The following is a 21,380-nucleotide window of genomic DNA, read 5'->3' on the forward strand; positions in this document are numbered from 1 at the left end:
GGTCCGCTCCCGGCACCTAGAGAACCCGGTCGTTTGTAAACGTCCGGATCTCCTGTCTCGAGCGAGCCGCTGGTTCCAGGAGAATTTTCCAGGCGACGTCCTGTACGCCGTGAAGGCCAATCCTAGCGATTGGGTCATCGACGGCCTATACGCCGCTGGCACCGACTTCTACGAAGTCGCCTCCCTCAGCGAGATCGAGCTGATCGCCCAGCGCCTGCCGCAGGCACGCATGGCCTATCTGCATCCGGTGAAGAGCCGGCTGTCGATCCGCAAAGCCTATTTCGATCATGGCGTCCGCATTTTCGCCATCGATTGCGAAGCCGAGCTGGCCAAGATCCTTCAGGAGACCGGCAATGCCCGCGACCTCACCTTGATGGTCCGGCTGGCAGTCTCGAGCGAACACGCTCTCTTCTCCCTGGCCGGCAAGTTCGGTATCGGCGCTGACGGCGCACCGCAGCTGATAAAGCTCGCGCGCGCGCATGCGAGAGAGCTCGGCGTCAGCTTCCATATCGGCAGCCAGTGCATGGAGCCCGTGGCCTATAGCGGTGCCATGCAGGCCGCCTCGCGTCTGATCGCTGCAGCCGGCGTGACCGTCGATATCGTCGATGTCGGTGGCGGCTTCCCCTGCATCTATCCGGGCATGACCCCGCCGCCGATGCAGGATTTCGTCAACGCCATCGAAAGCGCCTTCGAGCCGATGCTGGTGCATGACAATGCCCAGCTCTGGTGTGAACCGGGCCGTGCCCTCGTTGCCGAGGCCGAGTCGGTCGTCGCCCGTATCGATCTGCGCAAGGACAACACGCTCTACATCAATGAAGGCAGCTATGGCGCCCTCTTTGATGCCGTGCATGCGAGCTGGCGCTTCCCGATCCGGGCCCTGCGCCAGAATCCGGCCGACCTGACCGGCCTGGCCGAGTTCTCGCTGTTCGGACCGACCTGCGATTCCATTGACGCCATGCCGGGCCCCTATGCCCTGCCAGCCGATATCGCCGAGGGCGATTATGTCGAAATCGGCATGCTCGGCGCCTATGGCACCTCGCTCGCCACCGGCTTCAACGGCTTTGGCCAATACGACTACGTCACCGTCGAGGACCAACCCTTTGCCTCGATGTTCGATACTTCCACGTCCGCTCCGGCTGCGTCCGGCGCCTTCATCGATGAGGAATTTGCTCGATGAACATGATCTCCAACATTGATATCCCGCGCGAAACCGAGGCCGAGGCTGCCGACCACTTCATCATGGTCGATGGCAAGGAAGTGGCCGGCAAGCACCTGATCATCGATCTGATCGGCGCCAAGCACCTGGATGACGACGCCCGCATCCGCACCGCCATGGCCGATTGCGTCAAGGCGTGCGGCGCGACCCTGCTGCACCTTCACACCCACGTCTTCACCCCGAATGGCGGTGTCTCCGGCGTGGCCGTGCTGGCGGAAAGCCACATCTCCACCCACACCTGGCCGGAACGCAATTATGCTGCGTTTGACGTCTTCATGTGTGGCGATGCCCAGCCGCACAAGGCCGTGGCCATCCTCAAGGAAGCCTTCGAAGCCGAAGAAGCCCAGGTCAAGACGATCCTGCGGGGCGAAGGCGCATGATCCCGCGCTATTGCTTCAAGGATGATGAGGGCCAGCTCTGGTTCAAGGAAAGCCTGACGCCCTCGGTCGGCAACTCCCTGCGCGTCGATAATCTCGTCTATGCCGACGATAGCGACCTGCAGCACATCCTCTTGTTCGACAACGACACCCATGGCCGCGTTCTGGCGATTGACGGCCTGGTCCAGGTCTCGCTGTCCGACGAGTTCGTCTATCACGAGATGGTCACCCATGTGCCGCTCCTGGCTCATGGCGCGGTCAAATCCGTGCTGGTCGTTGGCGGCGGGGATGGCGGCGCGATGCGCGAGATCCTGCGCCACCCGGGCGTCGAGCGTGTTGTGCTGGCCGAGATCGACGGCGAGGTCATCGACTTCTCCCGCAAATGGCTGCCAGAGGTATCCAAGGGCTCGTTTGACGATGCTCGCGTCGAGATCAAGATCGTCGACGGCGTCGATTACATGAAAACGGGCGAGGAAAACTTCGACCTGATCATCATCGACAGCTCCGACCCGGTCGGCCCCAGCGCCGTCCTGTTCACGCGCGAATTCTACCAGTCCTGCCATGACCGCCTCGCCGAGGGCGGCATTCTGGTGACCCAGTCGGGCCTGGCCGCGATCCATTCCGACGTGGTCGAGGACACCTCGAAGAGTTTCAAGGCGATCTTCAAGCATCACGGCTTTTACGGCATCACTGTCCCGACCTTCTCCGGCGGGGAAATGACGCTGGGCTTTGCCACGGATCGTGAGGCCAATATCGCTCCGGCTGCCGGTGTGATCGAGGACCGTTTCGAGGCGCTGAATATCGACACGCAATACTATACGCCGGCGGTCCACCGCGGCTCGTTTGCCCTACCGCGCTATCTCGACCGCCTGATCCAGCGCTAAGGCGTTTTTGCAAAGCGAAATTGCATTTGCATGCGCAAAATAAAAGGTGACGGCGAGCGATAGCGGCGTTATGCGGGAAATCCCTAAGGATTACGCCCATGCTTGAACTCTTCATCACCGCTTTCGTGACGTTCTTCGTCGCCATCGACCCGCCCGGCGTGGCGCCGATTTTCGGCGCCCTGACCGAGGGAGCACCGAAGTCGCACCGCCGGGCCATGGCGGTCAAATCCGTCGTCATCGCCACGGGTGTGCTGCTGGGCTTTGCCCTGATCGGCGGCTGGCTCCTGGGCGCGCTGCACATCAGCCTGGATGCTTTCCGGGCTGCCGGCGGGGTGCTGCTGTTCATGATGGCGCTCGACATGATCTTCGAAAAGCGCACCGAGCGCCGCGAGGAGCGGGCCGAAAAGCTGGCCGGTGAGGATGAGAGCATCGCCGGGACGCATGAGGACATCTCCGTCTTCCCGATGGCCATTCCGATGATGGCCGGCCCGGGCGCGATTGCCACCATGATGCTGTTCATGTCGGAAGCGGAAAGCCTCCTGCACCGTGCTGTAATCATCGGTGGTGCCGGCGCCAACCTGCTGATCTGCCTGGTTGTCTTCCTCGCTATCGGCCCGGTCATGCGCTTCATCGGCGAGAGCATGGCGGCGATGATCACCCGGATCCTCGGCGTCATCCTGGCCGCTCTGGCCGCACAGTTCATCTTCGACGGAATCAAGGGCGCCCTGCTCACCGGCTAGGGCCCCCATCCCCTTTCTGTCGAATTTTCACCACCCGGCTAACCGGTCATTAGCTCTATTCTGCCATAGTTGTCGTCCAAAGGGGTTTGGACGATGCCGTGTGAGGGAGAAGGAGACCGGGATGGTTATTCGACTCGTCATGCTGACGGCCGCCGCGCTCACCACTGCAGCCGGCTTTACCGCATCTGCCTATAGTCTGACCCAGGGCCAGACCGATCAGGCGATTGCCTTTGCCTGGCCTTCGCTGGCGATCTCCATCGCCATTGCGCTCATCGTGCCGAAACGGCGTCAGCGCGTTGAAGCGGGCGTGAAGTAAGGCGCGTACAGATCCGGCCGGCGATCACGGAAAAAGCCCCAAGCGGCGCGGTCGCGCTCAATCGCTTGCCGGTCGAACTCGGCCACCAGGACCCCCGCGTCCAACCGACCCAGCTCGCACACTTTCTCGCCGGTATGATCAGCGATGAAAGATGAGCCGTAGAAGACCTGTCCATCTTCATCACCAAAACGGTTCGCGGCCACCACCGGAATGACATTGCTCACCGCATGACCCTGCATGGCGCGCTGCCAACGCGCGGCGGTATCGAGCGACGGGTCCTGCGGCTCAGCACCGATCGCGGTCGGATAGAGCAACACTTCGGCGCCGAGAAGCGTCATCGCCCGGGCCGCTTCGGGGAACCACTGATCCCAGCATATCCCGACACCCACACGCCCGAACCGGGTCTGCCAGACCTTGAAACCGGTATCGCCGGGGCGGAAATAGAACTTCTCCTGATAGCCCGGCCCGTCCGGGATATGGCTCTTGCGGTAAACACCCAGCGCGGAACCATCTGCGTCCAGCATGACGACCGAGTTGTAATAGGCCGGCCCGTCCTGTTCGAAGATCGAGACCGGGATGACCACGCCGAGCTCACGCGCCAGTTCGGCCATGGCGCTCACACAGGGATGCTGCAGGGCTGGATAGGCCGAAGCGAAATGCACTTCGTCCTGGGTCTTGCAGAAATACGGCCCCTGGAAGAGCTCCGGCGGCAGGATGATCTGCGCACCGCGGCCCGCGGCCTCGCGCACCTGCGCTTCAACGATAGCCAGATTGGCCGCGAGATCGCCGGACAGGTCGGCCTGAAGGGCAGCGACCGAAAAGGACTTGCTCACCTAGTCATCCTCAAGAAAACGCCGCAGCCAGCGATCGCCATCGCCCTGGCCGGTGCGCAAATCCATCACCGCGGGCCAGAGCGACCAGGCCGGCCGGTTATCCGAATTCCACAGGGCCACAAAGGCAAAGCCCGTTTCCGGCTCAAGCACGATCTGCGCCCCATAGCCGGACAGATACCCCGAATGCATCACCAAAGTGCGCTCACCCCAGTCATAGACGCGCCAGCCGAGCCCGTACCAGGTCGCCGAGACCCGTTCACGCAGCTCGCCAAGCCGCCGCGTTTCCCGCCGGGTCGGCGTCAGGCGTTCATGGGCGCGGGCGCGAACCTCTTCCGGCAACCCCTCCCGGGTTCCGAGCTGGGCCTGGGCCCAGGCGATCATGTCATTCAGCGACAGGTTCACCCCCGCGGCCGACGGCGTGCGGTCATAATAACTGTCGGGGTCACCGGGCCGGTTGGTGCTGCGGCGCCAGCCACGATGCGGCGCGGCCCAATCTTCGCCCAGCGTCAGCCCGCGGGTTCCCAGCGAAGCGGTTTCCATGCCGATACGGTCAAACAATTCGCTGGTGAGGAGCTCGTCATAGCTCTGCCCCGTAACATCTTCGGCCAACACTTCGACCGAGGAAAAGGCAATATTCTGATAGGTATAGCACTCGCCGACCGGACAGATCAGATCGACCCGGGACAAGCGGTCGCGGATGAAACCGACCTCGCGCCCGGCTTCGAGCATATTGTCATAGGCATTGGGCGGCAGGCCGGTGCGATGGCTGAGGACTTCTTCAATCGTCGGGCTGCGCTCACCGCGCAAATCCATCACCTCGGACGGGATGGGCGCGCTCAGATCGAGCTGCCCCTCCGCCTCGAGCAGCGCGAACAGGGTTCCGGTAAACGTCTTGGAGACGGAGGCGGCGCGGAACAAGGTCGTTTCGGACACTTCGCGGCCGCTGCCCGCAGCGGTTTCGCCATGGGTGTAGACGAAAACCGGCTCGCCGGCCTCGATCACGGCGGCGGCGAAACCGACAATGTCCTCGTGTGAGGCGACCCGGTCGAAATGCGAGCGCAGGCCCGGCAGGTAATCGTCAGCCTCATTGCCCTCGCTCTCGGCGACGGCAGGGCTGCCCAAACAGGTAACACAACTCGCAACTGCGATCAGACTGGTTCGGAGCACTGGCGCTCTCCCGGGACATGACATGTGACGCAATGAAACGCCCCCCCGCCAGTCAGAATAGCGCGTGAGGGCGATCCCGCCACCCTGCGATCCGGGAAAAGTCGGCGCAAAACCCTTAATGCCCGGTTTTCACTGGCTGTGCCGTAGACCGGAACGATCACGCTGCCAGCGCCATACACCCAGTTGAGATAGCTCGCGGGCAGGATCTCGCCCTCTTCATCCAACACGCGCCCGGGTCCCGGGATGGCGTGGACCTGGAGCTTGCGCCCCCTGGCGTCGCGCATGCGCTCCAGCTGACGGCGGATATCAGCAAACACCCGGGTCTGCGGATCATCGGCACCGAAAGGCGCCTGGCAGACAACGACGCCGGGCCGCACGAAACGGACGATATTGTCGATATGACCATCGGTGTGATCCGCGACCATCCCCTCGTCGATCCAGAGCACTTTTTCGACGCCGAACGCCGCCTTGATCCGGGCCTCGACTTCGGCTTCTGACAAACCGGGATTGCGGTTGGGGTTGAGCAGGCATTGCCGCGTGGTGAGCAGCGTGCCCTCGCCATCGAATTCGAAGGCCCCGCCTTCGGCAACGAGATCGCCCACAATGGTCTCTGCGCCGGCATGATCAGCAATGGTCTGACCGATCTGGGTGTCGCCGGGATAGAGATATTTCCCGCCCCAGCCATTATGGGTGAAGCGCACTGCCTGCAGGCTGCCCCCCTGGCGCAGGAAGACCGGCCCGGTGTCGCGGGTCCAGACATCACCATAGGGCATGCGCAGGATTTCTGCCCTCGAACCAAGCGCCTGGCGCGCCGCCGCCTCGGCCTCGCCGGTCGCCGCATAAACCGTCACGGCCAGCCTCTCACCGGTCGCCCCGGGACGCAGCAAAGCCTGCAGGAAGGCCGCAAATTCGGGCCAGACCTCGCTCAGCGGTGCGGGCCAGTATTCAGCCTTCGCCGGCCAGCACGTGTACAGCCGATGGGGTGTCACCGCTTCATGCGGCAGATGGATCGTCGTCATGGCGCGCGGCTCTAGCATGACGCCTGACAAAAGGGGAGCGCAAAAGAAGAAGGGCGGCCCTTAAGCCGCCCTTCCCCTGATTTTCGCTGTGTTGCGAGTTCTTAGAACTCGTAACGCAGACCGAAGCGGATCTGCCAGACAGACGCAGCATCGTTCTCGAAGAACAGCTCGCTGCCGTCAGCATCGGTTTCCATGCGGGTGTATTCGTAGACACAGGTCGTGTCGACGCCGCAAACCGGCTCGCCTTCAGCACCTTCCAGCGTGTTGCCGGTCGCCGTGTCAACGAGGTTGACGCGGGCAACGGTTTCACCGCCGAAGCTCGGACCTTGGACACGGGTGCCCCAGTCGTCGTTCAGCAGGTTCATGACGTTGAAGACGTCCATGGTGAACTTGAAGTTATTGTCACCAACCCACTCGTTCAGGTAGCCGATACCCGGCAGTTCCTGCTCGAAGGCGAAGTCCCAACGCTGGGTCCACGGAGCGCTGTCGACATAGGTCGGCGTCCAACCACCCTGGTAACGATCAAGACCACGGGTCTGAACGAATTCCAGGAGGTCCGCTTCGACGCCCGGATTCGCGAAGGTTGCGATCGGGTCGTTGAAGCCCGTACCTGCCGAGTTGATGATCGGGACGTACAGGTTGTCGTTGTTGCCGTACGGGAATTCGCCGTCAGACGCGACACCAAACAGGTGGTCGAAGGAACGCATGCCGTAGCCGAACGGCGCACCAGACTGGATCGTACCGAACAGCGAGAAGCTCGAGGTGTACTCTTTGTAGAAGTCACGCTCGTACTGGAGGAAGATGTTGAACGAGTGCTCAACTTCGTTGATCGAGCGGTGCGCAGAGATGTTCTGACGATCCGGACCCTGACCACCGCGGAAGTTGGAGATCGCACGCGAAGACGTGTACGGCTGCGCGTCTTCAACGTCAGCGTAAGCATAGCTCACATCGAAGCTGAAGCCGTTCTCGTAATCCTTGGCCAGCGACAGCGCGAAGATGTCAGAAGAGCCTTCATCCGAATTGGAGAGCATGATCGGCGCGCCGTACTCAAGCTCGTTCAGGTTCGGATAGATCGGACGGCCGTCCGGCGCGATACCCGTGCGGGCAATCTCGTCGGTTTCCCAAGCCAGGTTCACGAAGCGAAGCTGGTTGTGAGCCTGCGAGTGGACGTACTGAGCGGTGACTTTGTAGTCGTCGCCCAGACCCCAACGGTCGAGGTCGAGATTGTACTCGGCGACCAGCGAGGTGCGCCACTGAGCCGGGATCTCGAAATTCGGGTCGAAGACACCGAATGCCGGGACGAAGCGGCCGTTCGCATTGGCTGCGTTGAGGGCGATCTCGTCGAGAGCGACCTGCGGGATCACAGTACCGTCAAAGTTGGTGATACCGTCTGCGTTACCGCGGAAGGTGAGCGGAACGTAGGAGTTCGCCAGGAAGACGGCCGGGGAACCACCGGAGAAGAGGCCGAAGCCACCGCGGAGGGTCAGGCGGTCATTGACGGACCAGTTGAAGCCGGCGCGCGGCAGCAGGATGTCGACACCGTCCAGATTGTCCTGACCGGAGACGCCATACAGCTCTTCGAACGTACGGGTGACGCCGCTTTCCAGGGTCACGTCGAGACGTGCCGGCGGAACATCGTCCTGAGACAGACGCTCATAGCGCAGACCGTAGTTGAACTCGAAGTTCGGGGTCAGCGTCCAGGTGTCCTGGGCGAAGAAGGCCCACAGCTCGTAGGAGTACTCGGTGATACCGTCGGCAACATTGCCCGAAGCCGGCAGGTCAGCGAAGTACTCGTCAACGGTGCCGTTGGCGAAGTCGGTGATGCCGTCAAAGGTCGCTACACCAGCAGAACCCGGCACGAAGACGTTGAGAACAGAGTAGTCCTCATAGCGCATGCCGAAGGTCAGGGTGTGGTCTTCGAAGGTGTAATCGCCCTGGAAGTACAGGGTGAACAGCTCGTCATCGATGGCGTTAGCCTGGTCGAAACGGTCCGGGCCGAGGCGAACGTCAACCGGGGAAGAACCAACCAGCGCATTACCGTCAAGACCATTGGCCGCGAACCACGGATCGGTCGGGTCGATGTCTTCGATGGTGATGGATGCGAAGCTGGAACCAGCCGGGCCACCGGCTTCACCGATCGGCGTACGACGCTGCTGGGTTTCTTTCTGACCAACGCGCAGGAGGGTCGAGAAGTTGTCGGTCCAGTCAGAGATGAGCTCGACAGAGATCTGCTCGGTGTTGAGCGGAACGCGGCGAGCAGCCGTCGGGAAGTCGAAGGAACCGAAGGAGCCCACCTGGTCCTCGGTCAGTTCGAGGTAGGTCAGGGTCGCACGGTGGTCGTCATTGATGTTCCAGTCGAACTTGACGGAGAGACGCTCGGTGGTCTCGGAGTCGTCAGCCAGACGCTTGTCGCCCGGATCGTAGTTGTAGACCGACTGGGTCAGGCCACGGATGGCGTCGAACAGGGCGATGTCCGTGTCGCCGAGGTTCGGCGTGGACGGGGAAACGCGCTCGAAGTCCGAGTAGGAGACGAAGAAGAACAGCTTGTCTTCGATGATCGGGCCACCGACGTTGACGGAGATTTCTTCTTCTTCGAAGTTGCCGGCGCTGTAGTCATTGCCGAAAGCACGGTCGCCGACCAGGTCAGCGTCGGTCATGTAGTAACCGATGACACCGTCAAACTCGTTCGTACCGGAACGGGTGACGACGTTGATGTTGCCGCCCTGGAAGCCGTTGTTGAGAACGGAGAAGTCAGCCACGGTGACGGACACGGACTCGATGGAGTCCAGATCGATCGGCGGACGCTGGGACGGGAAAGCACCGTCAGATGCAATACCGAACTGCTCACCGATCTCGATACCGTCGAGAGACAGGGTGTTGAAGTTGCGGCCAACACCAGCGATCGACAGCTCACCATTACCGAAGGAGGTAACCAGCGGGTCGCGCGCCAGGACGTCGGTGAAGTCGCGCGAGAAGGACGGCTGGGCGTCGATCTCAGCAGCGGTGAATGCAGAACCGATGCCGTTATCCAGGGAGATGGAGTCGAGGCGCTCACCGCGGACGGTGATGACTTCGGTACCGGCAGCAGCCAGGACCACACGCAGCGGTGAGGAAGAACCGGCGTTCAGGGAGACACCTTCCAGGATAGCCGGCTCGTAGCCGTCAGCCTGGACAACCACGCGGTAAGGACCACCAACGCGCAGGTTGGACTGGTTGAAGGCACCGTTGGTGCTGGCGGCGGTCTGAGAAACAGACGCCGTCGGCAGGTGCGTGATGGTGACGGAAGCGCCGCTCACCGGAGCGCCGGAGGCGTCGGTGATGGTGCCGCGGACAGACGCAGTGGTCTGCTGGGCGTATACAGCCGCCGGGGCTGCAGCCAGGAGCGCAACCGTAGCGGCGCTATAGGCAAATTTTTTCATAAAAGACATTTGTGGATGTCCCCCACTTGAACGACCAACGGGGGTGCTCACCCCCAACGAAGCAAGCGCGAACTACGCCCCTCTGCGCAACTTTCCAAGACGCTTAAATGAAGCTTTCGTGACACCAACAGGGGGTTCAAATAAGTGTCACATTTCGGATTTTCCCGAAAACTACCAAATATTGAATATTGCGGCGCACAAAATCAATATATTGTGGTATCGTGGTCAGGCGGCGGAGAAATGCTTCAGTTTTGTGACTGTAGACATCCTAACAAAAGCCAATACGCTGCGGCCAAAATGCTACACCTTTTTTGATCAGTTCGGATGTCCCTGCAAGATGTCTCCCCAGTTTGCCCTTGAGCGGCCAGAATCGGCCTTGCGCGCCGCCCTGATCGTAATCGCGATCTTCACGCTCGGACGTATTATTGCGCTCGCGCTGAGCCCGATCGAGCTCTATGCCGACGAGACACAATACTGGATCTGGTCGCAGACCTTCGACTGGGGATATTTCTCCAAACCGCCCGTGATCGCGTGGGTTATCGCCCTGACCACCGGGTTGTTCGGGGATAGTGATTTCGCTGTCCGGCTGGCCTCCCCGCTACTGCACGGCGCCACCGCGGGCTTTCTGTTCCTGGCCGGGCGCACCCTGTGGGACAGCCGGACCGGTTTCTGGATTACGCTGACCTATCTGACAGTCCCGGCAATCTGGCTCTCGGGCGCGGTGATCTCGACGGACACGCCACTCTTCACCGCCTGGAGCGCCGGGCTGTATTGCCTCGCCCTCTTGCGCCGCGAACCCTCATGGCAGGCGGCGATCGGCTTGGGTGTCGCGATCGGCCTCGGCTTCATGTCGAAATACGCCATGATCTATTTCGTCCTCGGTACGGGGCTGGCGATCCTGTTCGACACGCCGGCGCGCCGTGCGCTTTTGAGCCTGCAGGGCGGCGTCGCGGGTCTGATCGGCTTGGCCATTCTCGCGCCCAACCTGATCTGGAACGCGGCCAATGATTTTGCCACCGTCTCGCACACGGCTGCGAATGCGAACTGGGGCGGGGAGTTGTTCAAGTTCGATGAATTGAGCGAATTCCTCGGCGGCCAGCTCGGCGTTTTCGGACCGGCCTTCTTTGTTTTCCTCGTCCTCGCCCTCTATCGCGCCATCAAGGAGCGCCAGGCGTTCGGAGAGCACGCCCTGTTCCTGGCCTTCTTCATCGTCCCGGCACTGGTCGCTGTCTCCGCGCAATCCTTCATCTCCCGCGCCCACGCCAACTGGGCCGCCTCGGCCTATGTCGCCGGGACGCTATTGATCACCTGGTATCTGCTGCAAGGTCCGCGCTGGCGCCGCTATGTGCTGTTCGGCTCGATCGGTTTTCACACCATTCTCATGGTCACCCTGATGACCATCGCGGCCTCACCGGCACTGACCGAAGCCGCCGGGATGAGCAATTCAACCAAGCGCATCCGCGCCTGGCAGGAAACCGCCGACGCCATCACCCTGGCCGGCATGGAGCGGCCCTACAGCGCCGTGGTGTTCGACAATCGCAATGTCTTCCATCAGATGCAGCGCTATGCCGGCGAGCTCGACCGGCCGCTGGCGATGTGGTTGCGCTATTCCGGCCCGGTCAATCACGCCGAACAGAACTGGCCGCTGGCGGAGCGCTTTGATGGCGAGATCCTGATCGTCTCCGAACGGCCGCGCGAGATCCCGCGCATGCGCGAGGATTTCGAGGACTTCGCCCCGGCGGGCGAGATCAGCATTGCCCTGGATGGCGATAAAACGCGCGATTTCACGCTCTGGCGCGCCTCCGGACATCAGCGCATCACCCGCGATGAAGCCTATGAAAACCGCTGGACGGCGGTCGATCTGGCGCGCCGCGGCGGCGACTAGCCGGCAAACTCCTCCAGCCCCAGGGCCAGGGTCAGATTCTGCAGCGCCTGCACAGCTGCGCCCTTGAGCAGATTATCCAGCGCCGTCACCACGACACCGCGACGCCCGTCCTCGCTGACCGCGAAGCCGCCGACAACAGCACCATTGATGCGGGCCCCATCGCGCAATTCGGGGATATCGTCGGAGACCTCGACCAACGCCTCACCGGCATAAGCGTCGCGATAGCGGGCGATCAGCGTCTCCCGCGTCATGACCTCGGCAAAACTCAGATGCACGGTTGCGACAATGCCCTGAAAGAACGCGGCCACATGCGGGGTGAATTGAACCGCCACGCCCAGATGCCGCGCCATCTCGCGCTCATGGATATGCCCGGTCAGGGCATAGGGCATGAGATTATCCTTCAGCGCTGCCAGATCATTCTTGCGCGACGGCTTGGTACCGGCGCCGGAATAGCCCGACACGCCGAAGACATGCGCAGCGCCCTCGAGCCGGTCGCGGACCGGGGCAATGGCCAGCTGACCGGCGGTGGCGTAGCAGCCCGGATTGGAGATACGGCGCGAGCCCCGGATGGCATCACGGCCATAGAGTTCGGGCAGGGCATAGGCCCAGCTGTCGTCAAACCGGTAATCCGCCGACAGGTCGACCAGCACAGTCTCCGGCGCCTGCGCCTCGACAGCCGCAACGAAAGGCGCGGCAGCGCCGTTGGGCATGGCCAGGATGATCGCATCCACACCGCGGGCCGCCGCTTCCTCTGCGCTGAGTGCTTCAAACACAAGCCCCGCCGGTGCTTCCGGTGCCAAGTCGGTGACCGGCTTGCCGGCAAACTCGCGCGATCCGGCAAAGGCCAGCTCGAGATCATCGCGCCCGGCCATCAGCCGGATCAGTTCACGCCCGGTATGGCCGCGCGCGCCGATAAGTCCGATGCGTTTCATTGCGGTGCCTCCAGCGTAGCGGGACGCGCGAAGACCTCGTCAATCAGCGGCGCAATCGCCGCCGGATCGAGCTCACCGCGCCAGAACACGGTCCACTCATCGCGTCGCACCGCGCCATGGCACTGGTCGAAATAGAAGCCATTGACCGGATTGTCCGTGCGCGAGCGCCACAAAAGCTGCGGCGCATAATCGATCAGGCGCTGCCAGACGGCCCGGCCCAATCCCTCGCCGCGCGCTTCGTCCAGGACAGCGAACTTGTCGAGATAAACCAGGTCGCCGAGCCCGGTGGTCAGGGCTGCAGCCCGGTAATTCTCGGTGACAATCGCCCGGTCCAGCGCCAGCCCGTCCCAATACCCCGCCACTGTCGGCCGCCCGAAAGCAGCGCCGACCAGACCATCCAGGCGGGCCAAGTCCAGCTGCGCCATATCACCGACCTCAAGGATCCGCTCACCCTTGCGCACGAGGGTCCCGGCACCGGCATGGGTGAATAGCTCACGGGTCAGCTCGGCCGGCTTGGTGATTGAAACCGAGGAGGTCAGCGGCAAGTCATCGAGCAGGCGTTTGATTTCCTCGATCTTCAACTGCATGCCGCCGGAGACCCAGTCGGCATCCAGAAGGTCCTGGAAATCAGTGGCCAGATTGATCGAGGAAATAATCGCGCCCTCATCGTCGAGCAGGCCGCCCGTGCCGGTGAGGAAAACAATCTTGTAGGGCTGCAGCGCGTGGACCAGAGCCCGCACGGCGCTGTCGGCATTGATATTGACCAGCCGTCCGTCGCGGGTCTCGCCCAGGCAGGTCAGCACCGGCGCCTGCCCGGCCCGTGCCGCTGCCGCGACCAGGTCGAGACGCACGTTTGACGGCTCACCGACGCGCCCCAGCGCCGCTTCATCGACCAGCTCGGCCTCGAACACGCCGGTCGGGATGGAGGCCGCCTGTCCGCCGGCTTCCCGGATGGCGTCCACAATGGCCAGGTTCGCCGTAGTCAGCGTCTGCCGGATCACCGGAATGGAGGTTTCCCGGGTCACCCGCAAACCGTCCACACGCTCGGTCTCGATACCGGCCTCGCTCAGCGCCATGTCCAGCTGTGGCCCGCCGCCATGCACCACGATGGGCGACAGCCCGACCGATTGCAGGAAGGCGAGCGCAGCCGCCAGGCTGTCGAGCTCGTCCCGGATGATGGCGCCACCAACCTTGATGACGGCAAAGCGTTCCTGCTTCAGACCGGAAAAGCGTTGCAGGTATTCGCGGATCTCCTTGCCGTCGCGCATGTGCGAGAGCAATTGCACGATGGTCTGACGCATTTCGCCGAAATCCTCACTCATGACGTCTCACCCTGCTGAGCCAGCGCTTCCATCACCGCCTTTTGAACGTGCAGGCGATTACCTGCCTCCTCGATACCCAGGAAGGCCGGGCTATCGACCACGGCATCGGCTATTTTCACATTGCGGCGCATCGGCAAGCAGTGACTGACGACCGCATTATTGGTCAGCGCCATTTTCTCCGGCGTGATCATGAAGTCCTTGCCCTTGGCCCGGTAGGGCGCCTCGCCCTCCCACTGGCCGAAGAAGGGCAACGCGCCCCAGCTCTTGGCATAGACGGCATCGGCGCCGGCATAGGCCGCCTCGACATCACTGGTGACGGTCAAAGAGGCTCCGGCCTCATCAACAAAGCCCTGGGCCGCGGACATGTAGCGCTCGTCCAGGCGATAGACCTCATCGGGGATCAGCATGCGGATATTCATGCCGAACTTGGATGCCATCAGGAGCGCAGAATTGGCCACCGCGGTATTGAGCGGCTTGGGGTGGGGCACCCAGGTGAGCAGGAAGTCCTTGCCGGCCACATCGCCGAGATGAGCCTGCAGCGCCAGCATCATCGCCAATTCCTGACAGGGGTGGACGATGGTCTCCATATTGATCACCGGCACGGTGGCGTGCTTGGCAAACGCGGTGATCATCGGGTCCTCGCGCTCGGCCTGCCAATCCTTGAAATCCGGGAAACAGCGAATTGCGATGATATCGACAAAGCTGGAGAGCACCCGCGCAGCCTCGCGGACATGCTCTTCCTCGGTCCCGTCCATGATCGCACCATCGGCGAATTCCAGTGGCCAGGTCGCGCCCTTGGCATCAAGGAAAATTGCATGCCCACCAAGCTGATAGGCCCCGATATCGAAAGAGGATCGCGTTCGCAGCGAAGGATTGAAAAACAACAATGCGATCGACTTGCCTTGCAGCGCCTGGCTGGTGGCGCCGTCCTTGAAAGCCTGGGCGCGATCGAGCAAGCCCTGCAACTCGCTGCGGGACCAGTCGGCGGTGGTCAGGAAATGGCGCATGGTCATGCCTTTTGCGAACGGATTGAACCGGATGAGGGCCATAAGCCGCTTAAGCCCGGCCTGTCCAGTAGGCACTTTGTGAAGGATCACACATGTCGCGAGGCTGAGGAGTGGAAATCGGCTCCGCAATGTGGGAACAAGCGGCCAGCGATTTAGGAGTTTGCCATGTCCGTCCTGGCCGTCATTCCCGCCCGTTACGGGTCGACCCGCTTCCCCGGCAAGCCGCTGGCCCAGATTGCCGGCCAGATGATGATTGAGCGCGTCTGGCGCCTGTCAGCGGCGGCCGAGGGCGTCGACCGGGTCGTGGTGGCAACCGATGACGAACGCATTGTTGAGGCCGTGACAAGTTTTGGCGGCGAAGCGGTGATGACGGACGCGAATTGCCGCAATGGCACTGAACGGGCGCTGGATGCGCTCAAGCGCCTCAACAGTGATGCCGAGATCGTTATCAATGTGCAGGGCGATGCGCCGCTGATCCCGCCCTGGGTGATTGGCGGCGTCGCCGAAGCCCTGCGCGGTGACCCGGCCCTGCCGATGGCCACGCCTGCCGTGCCGTTGCCGCCGGAAACGGAAGCCCGTATGCGCGTCGACAAGGCCAAGGGCTCGGCCAGCGGCACCACGGTGGTGTTCGGCAAGGACATGAATGCCCTCTACTTCTCGAAGAATGTCATTCCCTTCCGCCGCAAGCCGGAGACCGGCGCGCCGGTCTATCAGCATATCGGACTCTACGGGTATCGCCGCGATACGCTGGAACAACTCGTCTCGCTTGAGCCGACGCCGCTGGAGCTGACCGAGAGCCTGGAACAGCTCCGGGCTCTGGAGAACGGCATCCCGATCCGCGTTGTGCTGACCGATTATCGCGGCCGCTCGGCCTGGTCGGTGGATGCACCGGAAGATGCCGAACGCGTCGCCGACATCATCGCCCGCGAAGGGGAGCTGGTCTGATGACGAAAATCCTCCTCGCCCGCCATGGCAATACATTCGGTCCCGGCGACAAGGTCGTCTGGGTCGGCGCCCGGGAAGACCTGCCCCTGGTCGAAAAGGGCGAAGCCCAGGCCGAGGCGCTCGGCGAAGCCTTGCGGGATGCTGCCCTCACCCCCGCCCGGATCATCTGCGGCCCGCTCAAGCGCACCCGCCGCGCGGCCGAACTCGTCGCCGGCCTGACCGGTTTTGCGGGCGAGATCGAAATCGATCTGCGTTTGCGCGAGATCGACTATGGCAGCTGGGGCGGCAAGACCAGCGAGGAGATCGAAGCGGAATTCGGCCTTGAGGCGCTGGAAGAGTGGGACACGCACCACCGCCGCCCCAAGGGCTGTGACTGGTCACCGGACGAAGCCGCCCTCAAGGCCAATGCGCTGGCGGCCATGGCTGACGCGGCGCAGACGGATGGCCTGGCCGTGGTGATCACTTCGAACGGCATTTTGCGCTACATGCATGCCGCGCTGGAAGGCGCCGACGATAATGCCAAGGTCAAGACGGGCTATTGTTGCGGCGCCGACATCACAGGCGAGCACGGCACCCGCCTGTTCTGGAATGCGGCTCCTGAGGCGGACCTGCTCAAGCAGACCTTCAGCTAAATCCTCCCCATTCATGGGGAGGTGGATCAGCGCTTGCGCTGAGACGGAGGGGCTGGAGGGCGTAGCCCGCAAGTCGGCGCCAAATTCTCTGGCGCTCACCTCCACCGAGCCGGCTGATAGCCGGACCACTTCCCCGCTCGCGGGGAAGAAGAAGGCAGCGTTAGCCCACCTCACCCATGAAACGCTCGATCGCGACCCAGGCTTCCGGCTCGGTCATGAAAGGCGCGTGGCCGACCGCCGGCACCTCGGCATAGGCCATGTCCGGCGCACGGCGCTTCATTTCCGAAACTGTGGCCTCGGTCAGAAGATCGGTGATACCGCCACGGATCAGCAGGACGGGAATAGACTTGAACGGTTCCCAGAAGGGCCAGAGATCCGGAAGCGGGCCTCCGGCATTCATCGCGTCGATGATCTTGCCGTCATACTCCAGTGCCAGCTGACCCTCCGCATTCTTGCTCCAGCAGCGGCGGGCGAAAGCGTCCCAGAATACCTGGTCATCAGCCCGGCGCGGGAAAGCTTCCAGATTGCTTTCGCGACTGCGCGCCGCAGCCTCTTCCCAGCTGTCGACCGGCTCGCGGCTGGAGGTGTTTTCGCGAATGCGGTTGAGCCCCTCTTCGCTCAGCTCCGGACCGATATCATTGATCACGGCTGCGGCGACCAGATCCGGCCGCGTCGCCGCGGTGATCATCGTCATCAGCCCGCCCATCGAGGTGCCGACAAAGACCGCCTTTGCGATCTCAAGACTTTCCAGCAGGGCGATCATGTCGCCGGCATAGGTCAGCGGCTGGTAGCGCTCCATGTCCGGATCCGGCTCGGATTGTCCGCGGCCACGCTGGGAGGCGACAATCACCCGCCGTCCCAGCGCCGCAATCATCGGCGCCAATTCCTCGAAATCCTTCACATTGCGGGTCAGCCCGTGCAGGCAGAGCACCGGCACCCCGGTCTCTACCCCCACCGCCGGGTAGTCCCGGAAATGCAAGCGCGGGCCGTCAGCCGTGGTGAAGTAATGGTCTGTGAAACCGCCGATCATTCGCTTTAGTCCTCAACCCAATCGCGCGCGAGATAGCGCGATGCCAGCCAGAAGAAGATGGCGGCAACGATATAGAGCATCGAGCCAGCCAGGATCGACATGCGCAGGCTGTCCTCACCGAATTGCGGCTCGAGCACGGTCGAGACGCGTCCGAGCACATACACCCCGCCGCCGATGCCGACGAGATTATTGATCAACAGGAAGACCGAGGAGGCGCGGGTGCGCATGTCCGGCGGCACCAGGTGCTGGAAGGCGGACAGGACCGGCCCGAGCCAGGCAAGGCCCAGCGCCGTCGGCACGAACATGAAGGCCGTCGCGATCCATACCGTCGGCGACATGATACCGAGCCAGTAGAAGGGCGCGGTAAAAATGAAGGCAATAGCGGGCACAATGGCGAAGGCCGAGCGGCTGCGCTTGCCCATCCAGTCGCCCATCACGCCGCCGAGCACGATGCCGAGGCTGCCAGCGACGAAGAGCACGCCACCGAAGACCCAGCCGGTCTGCACCAGGCCCAGATCGAATGTGCGCGAGAAGAAGGAGGGCAGCCAGAAGAAGATGCCATAGCCCATCATCGAGGAGGCCGAAGCCCCCGCCACCATCAGCCAGAAGCTGTGCTTCTCCAGGGTCACTTCAAGGAAGTCCCGGAAGGTGAAGAAGAAAGCGCCCAGCAGCAGGCCGGCAATGGCGCGGCCGATGAGCCAGCCATAAGCGCCCCATCCCAGCTCATTGCCCGTAACCAGCGCGCCGCCAACCCAGGCCACCAGGCCGGGAACCAGGACCAGCCCGGAGGTGATCAGCATGATCTGAACGACACTGGTGTTGCGCGCCCACAACCCTCCCGCATACCAGCCGCACGCCGCACCAAACGCCGCTGCCAGCAGCAGCATCCAGATTGGCTGGGCCGCGTTGGCGCCGAACAGGAGAATATTGAAGACCGAGAGCAGGCTGGGAGCGGCAAGGATCACCGCGCCGCGCAGGGCCAGCATTTTCGCCTTCTTGTCCGAAAGCGGGCCGACAGCGGGTTTCTCGGCCGCCGGAGCGACGGGCTGGGCGTCATACTGACCGCGCACCGGTTCCTTGACGAGGAATTTGAACAAGGGCGCGACAACGACACCGGCCAGGCCGACGATGATAAAGGCCGAGCGCCAGTCCAGATTTTCCGAGAACGACCCGCTGGCAATCAACGAGCCGGCGATGACACCGAAGGCAGAGCCAACCGGGATACCTAGCGAATAGATCGCCAGCGCCCGCGCCCGCTCAGATGGCGGGTTGTAATCGGCAATAATCGTATAGGCCGGGGCAACACCGCCCGCTTCGCCGACGCCGACACCGACGCGGGCGAGGAAGAGGTGCATGAAGTTCTGCGCGAAACCGCTCAGCGCCGTGAAAGCCGACCACACGGTCAGGGAGATCGTCATGATCCAGGTCCGGTCCATCCGGTCAGCCAGCCAGGCGATCGGCACCCCGAGCGTGGAGTAGAGCAAGGCGAAAGCGATACCACCGAGCAGGCCAAGCTGTTCGTCGCTCAGACCGAGCTCATCCTTGATCGGGATGGCGAGAATGGAAATGATCTGGCGATCCAGGAAATTGAAGGCGTAGACGATGAACAGCATCGCCAGGACCAGGGTGCGATAGCTCTTGCTGTGCTTGGGCTGCGCATCGTCCGTGCTGGCATTCTCGGCCATGAATTTTCTCCCCTTGGCAGCACCGCTTTTTGTTCCGGCCGCGGTACGTGCTCCTGCGCAAACATGAATGACCATTCAGGTTTGGTCAAATCGCAAATGCTTTAAACTGTTCAGTGATCCCCGGCTTGCGTTGGGCGCGCACCGGTGCAGGATGGCCCACCTTGGCCGCTGAGGCGGCAAAGTCCAAGGGGGGAAACGATGAAAAATCTCATTCTCGCAGCGACGGTTAGCAGCCTTGCGCTCACCGCCTGCCAGCAATCCGCACCGGTCGATGAGGCCGAAACCGAAAGCGCTGAAGTGACCGAAGCCGCCGCCGCGCCGGCCGAACGCGTTATCGAAGTGCCGTCGATGGACGGGGTCAGCACCTCGTCAGAGATCACCGATGCGGACCTGCGCTATCGCATTGCCACCCTCGCCGATGATCATTTCCAGGGCCGCGCCCCGGCCACGCCCGGCGGTGTCGCGGCAAGCCAATGGATCGCCGACGAGATGGCCCGCATCGGCCTGCAGCCGGGCTATGAGGGCAGCTATTTCCAACCCGTCCCGCTGCTCGAAGTCACCCTGGACACCGATAATTCCAGCTTCGACATTTCCTTCGAGGGCGAGCCGCTGGGCCTGGCGATGAGCCAGGACGTGGTCTACTGGACCAAGCGCAATGCCGATGAAGTCACCGTCGAGGACAGCGAGCTGGTCTTTGTCGGCTATGGCGTCGTGGCGCCGGAATATGACTGGAACGACTATGCCGGCGTCGATGTTACGGGCAAGACGGTGGTCATGCTGGTCAATGATCCGGGCTATGCCAATCCCGAGGCCGGCATCTTCAACGGCAATGCCATGACCTATTACGGCCGCTGGACCTACAAGTATGAAGAAGCCGCGCGCCAGGGCGCTGCCGGCGTCATCGTCATCCACCAGACCGCTCCGGCCTCCTATGGCTGGAATGTCGTCTCCGGCTCCTGGACCGGCGCCCAGCTCGACCTCGCCCGCGCGCCCGGTGAAGGCACGTTCGCCAATGTTGAGAGCTGGGTCACCGAAGGCTCGGCCCGGCGCATGTTCGAGCTCACCGGTCTGGATTTCGATGCGCTCACCGCCGCCGCGGCACAGCCCGGCTTCCAAGCGGTGCCGATGAGCGGCCTGACCGCCAGTGCCAGCCTGCGCAATACCGCCCGCACGCTGGGCTCGCGCAATGTGGTCGGTGTCGTCGAAGGCACGGAACGGCCCGATGAGTTCGTCATCTATACCGCTCACTGGGACCATATCGGCGTGCGCCAGCGCTTTGATACCGAGGACGCGATCTATAACGGCGCTGTCGACAATGCGACCGGGACCGCGGCCATCCTGGAGATCGGTGAGGCTTTCGTCGCCAACCCGCCGGAACGCTCGGTGATGATCCTGGCCGTGACCGCCGAGGAATCGGGTCTGCTCGGCTCGGCCTATTACGGTGCCAACCCGATCCAGCCGCTGTCACAAACAGTCGGCGGGCTCAATATCGACGCCATCCTGCCGATGGGCCGGTCCAATGACGTCGTCGTGGTCGGCTATGGCGCCTCGGAGCTGGAGGACATCCTGACCACCCAGGCGGAGGCCCAGGATCGCTATATCGTTCCGGATCCGAACCCGGAGGCGGGCTATTTCTACCGCTCAGACCACATCTCCCTGGCCAAGCAGGGCGTGCCGATGCTGTACGCGGATGGCGGTTTCGACTTGCGCGAGGGCGGCACCGAAGCCGGCGCGGCCTTCGCCGCGGAATACCGTGCCCGCCGCTATCACGCTCCAGCGGATGAATATTCCGAGGACTGGAATATGGACGGCATGGTCGAGGACGCGCAGCTCTTCTTCAATGTCGGCACCGAGCTGGCCAATTCGACCGACTGGCCGAACTGGTATGAGGGCAATGAGTTCCGCGCCTTGCGCGATGCCCAGCGTAGCGAGTAAGCCTCGCACCCGGCAAAAGAAAGGGCGGCCTTGCGG

18 protein-coding genes are annotated in these 21,380 nt (G+C 62.8%); 9 read left to right on the forward strand and 9 right to left on the reverse strand.

Annotated elements, in window-relative coordinates:
• The 5 genes from Q1V57_RS11755 to Q1V57_RS11775 all read left to right on the forward strand — a co-directional run.
• Positions 1 to 1,177: type III PLP-dependent enzyme (locus Q1V57_RS11755; RefSeq protein WP_300530960.1), on the forward strand; the 1,177-nt coding region annotated here is incomplete at its 5' end.
• On the forward strand, positions 1,174 to 1,596 hold the full coding sequence (speD, locus tag Q1V57_RS11760; protein ID WP_300530962.1) for an adenosylmethionine decarboxylase: 423 nt from the start codon (positions 1,174 to 1,176) through the stop codon (positions 1,594 to 1,596). The genes Q1V57_RS11755 and speD, both read left to right, overlap by 4 nt.
• A complete protein-coding gene (gene speE, locus Q1V57_RS11765; RefSeq protein WP_300530964.1) occupies positions 1,593 to 2,477 on the forward strand; it encodes a polyamine aminopropyltransferase in 885 nt (294 codons plus the stop codon). Before speD ends, speE begins: the two co-directional genes overlap by 4 nt.
• A 98-nt stretch (positions 2,478 to 2,575) precedes the next feature.
• On the forward strand, positions 2,576 to 3,217 hold the full coding sequence (locus Q1V57_RS11770) for a MarC family protein (RefSeq protein WP_300530967.1): 642 nt from the start codon (positions 2,576 to 2,578) through the stop codon (positions 3,215 to 3,217).
• A 121-nt stretch (positions 3,218 to 3,338) separates the two neighbouring features.
• Positions 3,339 to 3,533: a hypothetical protein gene (locus Q1V57_RS11775; RefSeq protein ID WP_300530970.1), complete on the forward strand. Its 195-nt coding sequence runs from the start codon at positions 3,339 to 3,341 to the stop codon at positions 3,531 to 3,533.
• Here Q1V57_RS11775 and aguB read toward each other — a convergent pair.
• The 4 genes from aguB to Q1V57_RS11795 form a co-directional block, all read right to left on the reverse strand.
• The gene (gene aguB / locus Q1V57_RS11780) at positions 3,506 to 4,366 is read right to left on the reverse strand and encodes an N-carbamoylputrescine amidase (RefSeq protein WP_300530973.1); all 861 of its coding nucleotides are present in this window, start codon (positions 4,364 to 4,366) and stop codon (positions 3,506 to 3,508) included. The genes Q1V57_RS11775 and aguB overlap by 28 nt on opposite strands.
• Entirely contained in the window at positions 4,367 to 5,533 is a 1,167-nt protein-coding gene (locus tag Q1V57_RS11785; protein WP_300530975.1) for a serine hydrolase domain-containing protein, read from the reverse strand. It lies immediately after the preceding gene.
• Positions 5,515 to 6,552 carry an agmatine/peptidylarginine deiminase gene (locus tag Q1V57_RS11790; protein ID WP_300530976.1) on the reverse strand — a complete coding sequence of 346 codons (1,038 nt, stop codon included), beginning with the start codon at positions 6,550 to 6,552 and terminating at the stop codon, positions 5,515 to 5,517. Before Q1V57_RS11790 ends, Q1V57_RS11785 begins: the two co-directional genes overlap by 19 nt.
• Positions 6,553 to 6,653: 101 nt before the next feature.
• Positions 6,654 to 9,980 carry a TonB-dependent receptor gene (locus Q1V57_RS11795; RefSeq protein WP_300530979.1) on the reverse strand — a complete coding sequence of 1,109 codons (3,327 nt, stop codon included), beginning with the start codon at positions 9,978 to 9,980 and terminating at the stop codon, positions 6,654 to 6,656.
• Positions 9,981 to 10,308: 328 nt separating this feature from the next.
• Between Q1V57_RS11795 and Q1V57_RS11800 the strand changes: the two genes are divergently transcribed.
• The gene (locus Q1V57_RS11800; RefSeq protein ID WP_300530981.1) at positions 10,309 to 11,856 is read left to right on the forward strand and encodes a glycosyltransferase family 39 protein; all 1,548 of its coding nucleotides are present in this window, start codon (positions 10,309 to 10,311) and stop codon (positions 11,854 to 11,856) included.
• Here the strand turns inward: Q1V57_RS11800 and argC are convergent.
• Genes argC through Q1V57_RS11815 form a run of 3 tightly spaced genes read right to left on the reverse strand, consistent with a single transcriptional unit; the run spans position 11,853 to position 15,123 of the window.
• On the reverse strand, positions 11,853 to 12,788 hold the full coding sequence (argC, locus tag Q1V57_RS11805; RefSeq protein WP_300530983.1) for an N-acetyl-gamma-glutamyl-phosphate reductase: 936 nt from the start codon (positions 12,786 to 12,788) through the stop codon (positions 11,853 to 11,855). The genes Q1V57_RS11800 and argC overlap by 4 nt on opposite strands.
• Positions 12,785 to 14,110: an acetylglutamate kinase gene (locus tag Q1V57_RS11810; RefSeq protein WP_300530985.1), complete on the reverse strand. Its 1,326-nt coding sequence runs from the start codon at positions 14,108 to 14,110 to the stop codon at positions 12,785 to 12,787. Before Q1V57_RS11810 ends, argC begins: the two co-directional genes overlap by 4 nt.
• A complete protein-coding gene (locus Q1V57_RS11815; RefSeq protein ID WP_366145144.1) occupies positions 14,107 to 15,123 on the reverse strand; it encodes an N-acetylornithine carbamoyltransferase in 1,017 nt (338 codons plus the stop codon). Before Q1V57_RS11815 ends, Q1V57_RS11810 begins: the two co-directional genes overlap by 4 nt.
• Positions 15,124 to 15,282: 159 nt before the next feature.
• Between Q1V57_RS11815 and kdsB the strand changes: the two genes are divergently transcribed.
• Complete coding sequence (gene kdsB / locus Q1V57_RS11820; RefSeq protein ID WP_300530990.1) at positions 15,283 to 16,062, forward strand: 3-deoxy-manno-octulosonate cytidylyltransferase; 780 nt, start codon at positions 15,283 to 15,285, stop codon at positions 16,060 to 16,062.
• The gene (locus Q1V57_RS11825) at positions 16,062 to 16,694 is read left to right on the forward strand and encodes a histidine phosphatase family protein (RefSeq protein ID WP_300530992.1); all 633 of its coding nucleotides are present in this window, start codon (positions 16,062 to 16,064) and stop codon (positions 16,692 to 16,694) included. The genes kdsB and Q1V57_RS11825 overlap by 1 nt, the downstream gene beginning before the upstream one ends.
• A 160-nt stretch (positions 16,695 to 16,854) precedes the next feature.
• Here Q1V57_RS11825 and Q1V57_RS11830 read toward each other — a convergent pair whose 3' ends face one another.
• Complete coding sequence (locus tag Q1V57_RS11830) at positions 16,855 to 17,724, reverse strand: alpha/beta hydrolase (RefSeq protein WP_300530994.1); 870 nt, start codon at positions 17,722 to 17,724, stop codon at positions 16,855 to 16,857.
• A gap of 5 nt (positions 17,725 to 17,729) precedes the next feature.
• Positions 17,730 to 19,409 (reverse strand): MFS transporter, encoded by a 1,680-nt coding sequence (locus Q1V57_RS11835; protein ID WP_300530997.1) that lies wholly within the window; start codon positions 19,407 to 19,409, stop codon positions 17,730 to 17,732.
• Positions 19,410 to 19,607: 198 nt separating this feature from the next.
• Between Q1V57_RS11835 and Q1V57_RS11840 the strand changes: the two genes are divergently transcribed.
• Complete coding sequence (locus Q1V57_RS11840; RefSeq protein ID WP_300530999.1) at positions 19,608 to 21,344, forward strand: M28 family metallopeptidase; 1,737 nt, start codon at positions 19,608 to 19,610, stop codon at positions 21,342 to 21,344.
• The last annotated feature ends 36 nt before the right edge of the window (positions 21,345 to 21,380 follow it).

The sequence above is a fragment of the Maricaulis sp. genome (assembly GCF_030149425.1).
Lineage (GTDB): Bacteria > Pseudomonadota > Alphaproteobacteria > Caulobacterales > Maricaulaceae > Maricaulis.

Bases quoted from the DNA above. Each gene is read 5' to 3' on its own strand.
- speE (WP_300530964.1), top strand. From the start codon at position 1,593: ATGATCCCGCGCTATTGCTTCAAGGATGATGAGGGCCAGCTCTGGTTC.
- argC (WP_300530983.1), bottom strand. From the start codon at position 12,788: ATGAAACGCATCGGACTTATCGGCGCGCGCGGCCATACCGGGCGTGAA.
- speD (WP_300530962.1), top strand. From the start codon at position 1,174: ATGAACATGATCTCCAACATTGATATCCCGCGCGAAACCGAGGCCGAG.
- Q1V57_RS11800 (WP_300530981.1), top strand. From the start codon at position 10,309: ATGTCTCCCCAGTTTGCCCTTGAGCGGCCAGAATCGGCCTTGCGCGCC.
- Q1V57_RS11825 (WP_300530992.1), top strand. From the start codon at position 16,062: ATGACGAAAATCCTCCTCGCCCGCCATGGCAATACATTCGGTCCCGGC.
- Q1V57_RS11830 (WP_300530994.1), bottom strand. From the start codon at position 17,724: ATGATCGGCGGTTTCACAGACCATTACTTCACCACGGCTGACGGCCCG.
- Q1V57_RS11775 (WP_300530970.1), top strand. From the start codon at position 3,339: ATGGTTATTCGACTCGTCATGCTGACGGCCGCCGCGCTCACCACTGCA.
- Q1V57_RS11810 (WP_300530985.1), bottom strand. From the start codon at position 14,110: ATGAGTGAGGATTTCGGCGAAATGCGTCAGACCATCGTGCAATTGCTC.
- Q1V57_RS11795 (WP_300530979.1), bottom strand. From the start codon at position 9,980: ATGTCTTTTATGAAAAAATTTGCCTATAGCGCCGCTACGGTTGCGCTC.
- Q1V57_RS11770 (WP_300530967.1), top strand. From the start codon at position 2,576: ATGCTTGAACTCTTCATCACCGCTTTCGTGACGTTCTTCGTCGCCATC.
- Q1V57_RS11840 (WP_300530999.1), top strand. From the start codon at position 19,608: ATGAAAAATCTCATTCTCGCAGCGACGGTTAGCAGCCTTGCGCTCACC.
- Q1V57_RS11815 (WP_366145144.1), bottom strand. From the start codon at position 15,123: ATGACCATGCGCCATTTCCTGACCACCGCCGACTGGTCCCGCAGCGAG.
- Q1V57_RS11835 (WP_300530997.1), bottom strand. From the start codon at position 19,409: ATGGCCGAGAATGCCAGCACGGACGATGCGCAGCCCAAGCACAGCAAG.
- kdsB (WP_300530990.1), top strand. From the start codon at position 15,283: ATGTCCGTCCTGGCCGTCATTCCCGCCCGTTACGGGTCGACCCGCTTC.
- Q1V57_RS11790 (WP_300530976.1), bottom strand. From the start codon at position 6,552: ATGACGACGATCCATCTGCCGCATGAAGCGGTGACACCCCATCGGCTG.